General features: G+C 41.8%; 10 protein-coding genes. 3 read left to right on the top strand and 7 right to left on the bottom strand.

The annotated features are described in order from the left end of the window. The 4 genes from VK664_RS07290 to VK664_RS07305 form a co-directional block, all read right to left on the bottom strand. On the bottom strand, window positions 1-369 hold a 369-nt coding region (locus VK664_RS07290; RefSeq protein ID WP_461397970.1), incomplete at its 3' end, for an amino acid permease. Between the two features lie 111 nt (window positions 370-480). Then, entirely contained in the window at window positions 481-807 is a 327-nt protein-coding gene (locus VK664_RS07295) for a hypothetical protein (protein ID WP_461397971.1), read from the bottom strand. Window positions 808-984: 177 nt separating this feature from the next. Then, window positions 985-1350 (bottom strand): DUF779 domain-containing protein, encoded by a 366-nt coding sequence (locus VK664_RS07300; protein WP_461397972.1) that lies wholly within the window; start codon window positions 1348-1350, stop codon window positions 985-987. 196 nt (window positions 1351-1546) lie between these two features. After that, window positions 1547-3079, bottom strand: coding sequence for an aldehyde dehydrogenase family protein (locus tag VK664_RS07305; RefSeq protein ID WP_461397973.1), 1533 nt, complete (start codon window positions 3077-3079; stop codon window positions 1547-1549). A gap of 153 nt (window positions 3080-3232) precedes the next feature. On the opposite strand from VK664_RS07305, the gene VK664_RS07310 reads away from it, so the two are divergent. After that, a complete protein-coding gene (locus tag VK664_RS07310) occupies window positions 3233-4168 on the top strand; it encodes an AraC family transcriptional regulator (protein ID WP_461397974.1) in 936 nt (311 codons plus the stop codon). A gap of 113 nt (window positions 4169-4281) precedes the next feature. On the opposite strand, the gene VK664_RS07315 is transcribed toward VK664_RS07310, so the two are convergent. Together VK664_RS07315 and VK664_RS07320 are read right to left on the bottom strand one after the other, a co-directional pair. Next, window positions 4282-5256 (bottom strand): hypothetical protein, encoded by a 975-nt coding sequence (locus VK664_RS07315; RefSeq protein ID WP_461397975.1) that lies wholly within the window; start codon window positions 5254-5256, stop codon window positions 4282-4284. Window positions 5257-5393: 137 nt separating this feature from the next. After that, the gene (locus tag VK664_RS07320; protein ID WP_461397976.1) at window positions 5394-5765 is read right to left on the bottom strand and encodes a DoxX family protein; all 372 of its coding nucleotides are present in this window, start codon (window positions 5763-5765) and stop codon (window positions 5394-5396) included. A 111-nt stretch (window positions 5766-5876) separates the two neighbouring features. Here VK664_RS07320 and VK664_RS07325 point away from each other — a divergent pair, with 111 nt between their 5' ends. Further along, window positions 5877-6350: a winged helix-turn-helix transcriptional regulator gene (locus VK664_RS07325; protein WP_461397977.1), complete on the top strand. Its 474-nt coding sequence runs from the start codon at window positions 5877-5879 to the stop codon at window positions 6348-6350. A 20-nt stretch (window positions 6351-6370) separates the two neighbouring features. After that, window positions 6371-7006, top strand: coding sequence for a hypothetical protein (locus VK664_RS07330; protein ID WP_461397978.1), 636 nt, complete (start codon window positions 6371-6373; stop codon window positions 7004-7006). Window positions 7007-7046: 40 nt separating this feature from the next. Here the strand turns inward: VK664_RS07330 and VK664_RS07335 are convergent. Continuing rightward, the coding region (locus VK664_RS07335; protein ID WP_461397979.1) for a GH3 family acyl-acid amido synthetase at window positions 7047-7977 on the bottom strand (931 nt) is incomplete at its 5' end.

Genomic DNA, 7977 nt, shown 5'->3' on the forward strand with positions numbered 1-7977 from the left:
CCACAAAACCGGTATGGATGGATAAAGAAAATGAAGGTAACTGCCAAGCGCAAACGCAATCGCTGGAGTGGCAAGCAGGAACTCAATTAAGGTAGCATAACCGGCCAGCAATCCACCAAATGGACCCATCGCACGGTAAGCATAAGCAAAAGCGCCGCCGGCATGCGGGATGGCAGTGGTAAGTTCTGTGAAGCTAAAAATGAAGGTGATGTACATAATAGTAACCACCAATGTAGCTATCAGGAATCCTACTGTTCCCGAAACTGCCCAACCATAATTCCAGCCAAAATATTCACCGGAGATCACCAGCCCTACTGCAATCGCCCAGAGATGAACCGGCCTGAGGGTACGTTTGAGAGTATCATTCAAGAGAGATATGAATTATGAGTTATGAATTATGAAATGAAATAAGGAAATGAAAGCAGAAATTCAATTAGGAACAATCATGGTCGGCTGATACCTGCTGAAAATAGCTGGCCGCTAATATTTGGCCTGGCCAATCTCGAGCTTATTAATCTTGTTTTTGCCCGACACGGAAAATTTAAAAAACGTTTTGAAATCGCCCCACTGGTCACTGTGAAAATGGCCGAAAATATGCTGCCCGCCATTTTCAATCTTATCTATACTTGTAAATCGTTCATGCCCTATTGCTGTCTGAAAAAAGGATTTGAAGGAAATTTGCCGGCCATCGTCATAAAGGGTTGCATTGTCTTCAAAAAGCTCAAACCATTTATCTTTATTTCCATCCTGCAAGGCTCCAATGGCATTGCGAACCAGGACATTGGTTATTTGTGTTAAGTCAATCACGCGTCAATAGAATTATAAATCATTTAAAGAGAATTATGAATTATTAGTTATGAGTTATGAAAATAGCAATTCAACCGTTCAGATTTCCGACTCATTTTGTAAATTATGATTATTTGAACTAGCATTGAATCAATTCTTCATATTTCATAATTTCTAATCTCTTTCATAATTCATAACTCATAATTCATAATTCTGTTCAGCTAGTTCAGCCTCAGTAAACACCCTGGAGTGGATCATAAAACGAACACCGAGCGGGATTTCCAGCGAAAAACTGCTTCCACGGCCGGGAGTGACATCTAAAGTCAGCTGGGTATGTTTCCAGTATTCGAACTGGTCGTTATGCATATAGAAATTACAACCTTCTATAGAACCCAGGCATACATCGTTGCTGCCGATTATGAAATCATTCTCACCAAAACACATCGGCTGGCTGCCGTCACAGCAACCACCACTCTGGTGGAACATCAACGGACCATGCTCTTTTTTTAGCGTTGCAATCAGGTCGCGTGCTTTTTCTGTGGATAATACTCTCGGAACTGGCATATGATTAAATTTTTAAGGCATGTTATCCTGAACCGCATTATGGGATTAGTATTTATTATCTACCTGCGATTAGATTGAATATTCATTATCTACTTGCGCCCAGATTGACTATTTATCGTCTGCCAGCACCCAACGGCTCAAAAAACAAACAGTGACCCTAAGGTCACCGTTTTTAAACTACACCCGGTCTGAAATTTTAGAAAAAGCCCAACTTCTGTTTGCCATAGGAAATCAGCATATTTTTAGTCTGCCGATAATGATTCAACATCATCTTGTGGGTTTCCCGGCCGAAGCCTGATTTTTTGTACCCACCGAAAGGTGCGTGCGCCGGGTAAGCATGATAACAATTCACCCAGACACGTCCTGCCTGTATAGCTCTTGGTACCTGATATAATTCATGGGCGTCACGGGTCCACACACCTGCACCTAAGCCATATAATGTATCGTTTGCAATAGCGATTGCTTCTTCTACAGTTTTGAAAGTAGTTACCGCTGCTACAGGTCCGAATATTTCTTCCTGGAAGATGCGCATTTTGTTATGGCCTTTAAAAATGGTTGGCTGTATATAGAATCCATGTTCTAGGCCACTGTTCTGATTAAAAGCTTCCCCGCCGCAAAGGACCTGTGCACCCTCCTGCTTGCCAATATCAAAGTAACTTAGGATCTTGTTATACTGGTCTTCGGAAGCCTGGGCACCCATCATAACGGTACCATCAAGGGGGTTACCCATTTTTATAGACTTTACACGCTGAACCACACGATTCATAAACTTCTCATAGATATCTTCCTGAACCAGTATACGGCTTGGACAGGTACAGACTTCGCCCTGGTTCAGCGCAAACATAACTGCTCCTTCGACAGCCTTATCAAAGAAATCATCATCTTCATTTACAACTGAACTGAAAAATATATTAGGACTTTTTCCTCCCAGCTCCATAGTTACGGGAATCAGGTTTTCCGATGCATATTGCATAATAAGGCGGCCGGTAGTGGTTTCGCCGGTAAAAGCGACCTTGTTAATGCGGGGAGACTGGGCCAGCGGTTTACCGGCTTCGGGCCCGAAACCAGTTACGATATTCAGAACACCGGGAGGCAGGATATCACCGATCAGTTCCATCAGGCACATAATGCTTGTAGGTGTTTGCTCGGCAGGTTTTACAACAACACAACAGCCGGCCGCGAGCGCAGGAGCTATTTTCCAGGTTGCCATGAGCAATGGAAAATTCCATGGAATGATCTGTCCAACCACCCCGATCGGCTCATGAAGATTGATACTCACTGTTGTTTCATCATGTTCACTGATTGTGCCTTCTTCACTTCGTATTACCCCGGCAAAATATCTGAAATGATCTATGACCAATGGCAGATCTGCAAGCCTGGTTTCACGTATTGCTTTACCATTGTCTATAGTTTCGACGATAGCGAGGTACTCGAGATTATCTTCAATAACCTGGGCTATACGTAACATGAGGTTGCTCCGATGAGCAGCTGCTGTCTTGCCCCAGGTCACAAACGCTTTTTGAGCCGCGTCCACAGCTTTATCGATATCTTTGGCATTACCGCGGGCAGCCTGGGTAAAGACTTTACCATCTATCGGTGAAATGTTATCGAAATATGAGCCGCTTGCCGGCGCAACCCATTTACCATCAATGTAATGGTCATATTTTTCTTTGAATTGCGGCCTCGGGGCCAGGTTAGTTTTAGGAACTGCACTTGTATTCGTACTCATATGGCGCGTTTATCTCGTTAAATAATCCCTTTAAATTTCCTGAACACTGGCGTACTTTAGCGCCTGATTCGTATCTTTTTGTAGCACGATTGTACCCTGATTTTTTGCGGAGAACATATTTTCCTTAAAATTGTTATTCTAAAAAAAGCCAGATTGCCTTCAAAGCATCGCCTAAATAGTATCGATCTTACCAATCCAGGATGTCTCCAGACACTTGTGGAGAGCAGGCGTGTGTTCAATCTCCGGAATTGCGAGCTGAATGTTTTTGAAAGTTACCAGGAATCATATAATGTTCCATTAACCTTCAACGATCTTGTTATAACGAGCATGGTCAGGGGAAAGAAGGTGATGCATCTTCCTAATAAACCAGCATTTGAATATGTGCCGGGTGAAACCGTGATCGCTTCAGCGAATGAATCTATGTTAATCGATTTTCCGGAAGCCAGTGAAGACAATCCCACACAATGTATAGCGCTCGCAGTTGATAGTAGTTATTTGAACAATACCATCCACTATCTTAATGAGTTTTATAACAGCGACAAAGAAGAAATGCATGATTGGAAGTTACTTTTTAATCAATACCATTTTGATAACGATAATGAAGTAACGGAACTCATCAATAAACTGATTCGGGTTTGTAGTAGTCCTGAGACGGGTAAAAACATTTATGCGGACCTGAGTTTGAAGGAGCTATTGATACGATTAATACAAAGTCAGCATCTTGGACAGGTTTTAAATCAACCGAACAATACTAACAAATCACGGCTTCATTTTGTACTAAATTATATTTCTGAAAATCTGACTGAAAAAATCGCGATAGACACATTAAGTCGCAAAGCTTATCTGAGCCGTAACATGTTTTTCAAAATGTTCAGGGAACAATTTGGCCTGTCTCCACTTGAATATATCAACCGTGAACGAATAAAACTTGCGAAAAATCTGCTTGCGGTAAATAATGAGTCAGTGAGTGAAGTCAGCCTGCAATGCGGCTTTAGCGATACAAACTATTTTGTAAGATTATTTCATAAAATGGAAGGCATCACTCCACGAATGTACAGGATGACGTGTAAAAAGAGTTATGAATTATGAGTGATGAGTGAGTGAGGAATGATTGAGTGATGAGTGCATGATGTGGTTGGCTGTTTTCAATTCATAACTCAATTCACCACTCACAACTTAACTCATAACTCATAACTCATAATTCATAACTCTCTTCTCCTGCCTTGCCAGAACTTAAAATCATCCCAACAGATTTGCAGTGTTTTGTTTTGGCTGTCCATGAATTCGATCAGCGCCTTTGAAGTGTACAGCTTTAATGGGTTAAGATCTGAAACACCATCGGGAGCCTTGTCGGTAGTGTTATGCGTGATGTTATGGATATCAAATACCACGACCTTTTTACCTCCTTCAGGGATAATGGACATTGTGAACCTGCCGGATTGTTTATCTCCTTCCTTATAGTAATAATTCATAGTGATCCATTTTCCGACCGGGACTGCAACTGACTCATTTTTTTCGGCCCAGATTTTCGTGTATTGCTGGCTGTTATCTGCAAACAGTTCACAATCTTCAGCATCAAGAATGAAAGAAAGATTGTTTACTGTTCCAGCTGCTTTACCAAGCCCGAGTGTTATTCGAAACCTGGCCGGTACTGATTGATTCCAGGTAATATTGTTCCAGAACTCTGCAATTGTTAGCCAGTGCACTTCACCAGGATAGGAACAGACCGCCTTGAAATCTTCATGCAGGAATATGCGGACAGACTGTGAGAATTCTTTCATTCCCTTATTACCATACATGTTTGCCTGGATACGGCCATTTGATCCGTTCACAATTGGTTTTAGCAGGGTAAAGGCCATCACATGGTTGCCTGGATTTCCAGGTTCAGGAATGATAGTTGCGTTTCGCATGGAAGAATCACCAACATGATATTGAATGCCAAATTTGCCAAAATCAGGTCGGTCAGCGATGTCCCTGATCCAATCGTTTTTTTCCCTGAAGGCGGGATCTGCGCCGCTAAGGTCAGCATTGTTTTCCCGCTGTTTTATAACGCTGTTCTCAAACCCTGATTGAAAAACAAGGACAGCATCAGCTTCTGATTGCCCTATTTCGTTTTGAGTTGAACAGGCAATAAATAGCAAAGGAATACAGATTAAATATGGCGATAGAATTTTCATATGATAAGTCTTCTGCTGGGAATGTTATTCACTTTTGTAAGGAACTTATTCTTGGTAAGGAATCTTACTTTTAGAAAGAACCCAAATTCTTTGTAAGGAACCTTAATCCTGCAGAAGTTACGAATAAAGGGGAGCAATCAAAATTTTGGAGCAGCAGTTCCCGTGATCGGGAAAAAGATTGTTTTATCCCTTAAGAAAGCGGAGATCCAGACCAGCGCCAGTGGTAAAACAGCGTTGAAGGCAGTACCGTGACTAAGCTCAGTTGCCAATGCACCTGAAAAATAGCAGGTCAGCAGGATAAAACCGATTTTCATAGTTGGTCTATATAAGAACAACAACGCAAAAATAATTTCCATCGATCCAAGAATCAACAGATATGGGAGCACGCCTAACTTTTCCATAGTCGACTTTATCTCTTCTTCTCCGATAAATTTCAGCACTCCGCTAAACACAACCATTAGCACTGCAAGGATGGTCACGACAACCGTTATAATTTTCCTGATTTTCATAAACTTTTGGTTTAGTCAGCAAACTTAGACTAGATTCGCTTACAAAATATTAGTACTAATACAAAGGTTAGTGCCCTTGGGGATCGCTTCAGCCTTTTCAACCAGAATATTATGAACACAGGCAATGAATTGTTAACAGATAGTAATGTTTTATTGAGTGGCAAACTGGTGGCCGCTGAATTGCATCAACCTATAGATACAGAGGCATTTGGACCGGTTGTTACCGAACGTCAGTGCAACCGACACCTGTCTGCTGTGGGAGACGCAATGTATGTGATCGGGGGAAAGTGGAAACTCAGGATCATCGTTGCCCTGAAGCAAGGCAATAAAAGATTCAACGATTTGCAGCGGGCAGTTACGGGCATCTCGGCAAGGGTTTTGTCTACTGAACTTAAGGACCTTGAATTAAATGGTTTTGTTTCGAGACATGTTTATCCCTATACGCCCGTAACTGTAGAATATTTGATAACTGATTATACCGAAACCTTAGAACCGGTTTTGTTAGCCCTGGGCGAATGGGGGCACCGCCATCGTGAAAAGGTTATGGCTGATTCGCGAAATGAGAGGGAAGCACATACATCATGAAATGGATCATATTTTTTATTATGAACAACATTATTAACGGCATAACAGCACAATCCACAAAAGAATTCGATGAGTTCAGGGCTAATAAAAAGATCCCTGCAATAATTGAAAAAAACGTTCTGAAGGCGCTTTCTTTTTATCCTGAATTGAAGAATACGGCAATTAAATTCGTTTTTAAAAAAAGACTTAAAGGTTCGGTGATGCAAGCCCAGCCGTTTTTTAGATCACTGCTACAGCGAAGAACAAACCGTAGTTACCGGATAAATATCAGCGCTTTATTCAGGCTCACTCATACGGTTACCCCCATACATCAATTACCCGAGGAGATCATGATTGGCTGGATCGGGCACGAGCTTGGTCATATCATGGATTATGAAAGCAGGAGCAACCGTGGTATGGTTGCTTTTGGTTATAATTATCTCAGATCAGGAAAATATGTGAAGCAGGTGGAAGTGATTGCAGATACCTATGCTGTGAATCATGGACTGGGATCATATATCATCGCAACCAAAAGATTCATCCTGGATCATGCTGAACTACCCCAGGCGTATAAAGACAAGATTGCCAGGCTGTATCTTTCGCCGGACGACATTGTTGAACAGGTAAGGAAACTGGAAGAAAGAAGAGTAAAAGAACAAACTGGGCTTGCAAAGTGAAACTGCCATGATAACATGCCTCCAGTATTTACTAACGGCTTTAATTGCCCTGCAGCTGTGAAACATAAACACCAAATTCATTGAAATCATCTTCCTTCATCACGCGGGGAATCTTGGTTTGACCTCCCATTTTTTTAAATTCTTCGCTCCATTTATAAAAGTGAGCTGTTGGAATGATTTTAACTTCAACCCCTTTTAAAGCTTTACCCCTGGCCACTTTGTAGTTTTTATTGTTCTCACTTAACTCCTCATCAATCAGGTTGGCAGCAGCGGCTGCGTCAATCGGTTTATCACTGCCGATGAACCAATGCATAAAAAACTGGTCATCTTTCATCACCGTAGACGCAGTGAACTCGGCTACTTCTATATCAAATTTAGATTCAAGTTTCTGGATTGCCTGGTTCATCTTCTGAACAGAAAGTTGTTCACCAACTACATTCAGGTAATGTTTGGTTCGGCCACTGATCTTAATTTCAGCATTTTTTTTATCTGTTATTACCACTGTATCTCCGATCATATATCTCCAGGCTCCGGCCACTGTAGAAATTATCAGCACATACTCCGTATTTTCTTTTGCATCAACCAGTGTGAGCGACTGTACACCTTGCTTAACCATCCCTTCGTCATCGATGTTTTCTTCCAGGAATGGAACGAATTCAAAAAAGATTCCGTTGTTAACGATCAGGGCCATTGCACTGGTACCAGGTCGTTTTTGAGTTGCGAGATAACCTTCAGAGGCCAGGTATGTATCAATATAAATCAGTGGCCTTCCGAATAATTTCTCCATGCTCTTACGGTAAGGCTCAAACGCAACTCCACCCGAAGTATAAATGTGCAGGTTCGGCCAGATATCATGAATATTATTGAGTTTGTTTACGCTGATTATTTCTTTGAGCATCAGCTCCACCCATGAGGGTATACCGGTTATACTTCCGATGTCCCATCCCGGAGCCTCTTCTGCTATTTTCTTC

The organism is Flavitalea sp. (genome assembly GCF_035489435.1).
In the GTDB taxonomy this organism is placed as follows: Bacteria; Bacteroidota; Bacteroidia; order Chitinophagales; family Chitinophagaceae; genus DATHKG01.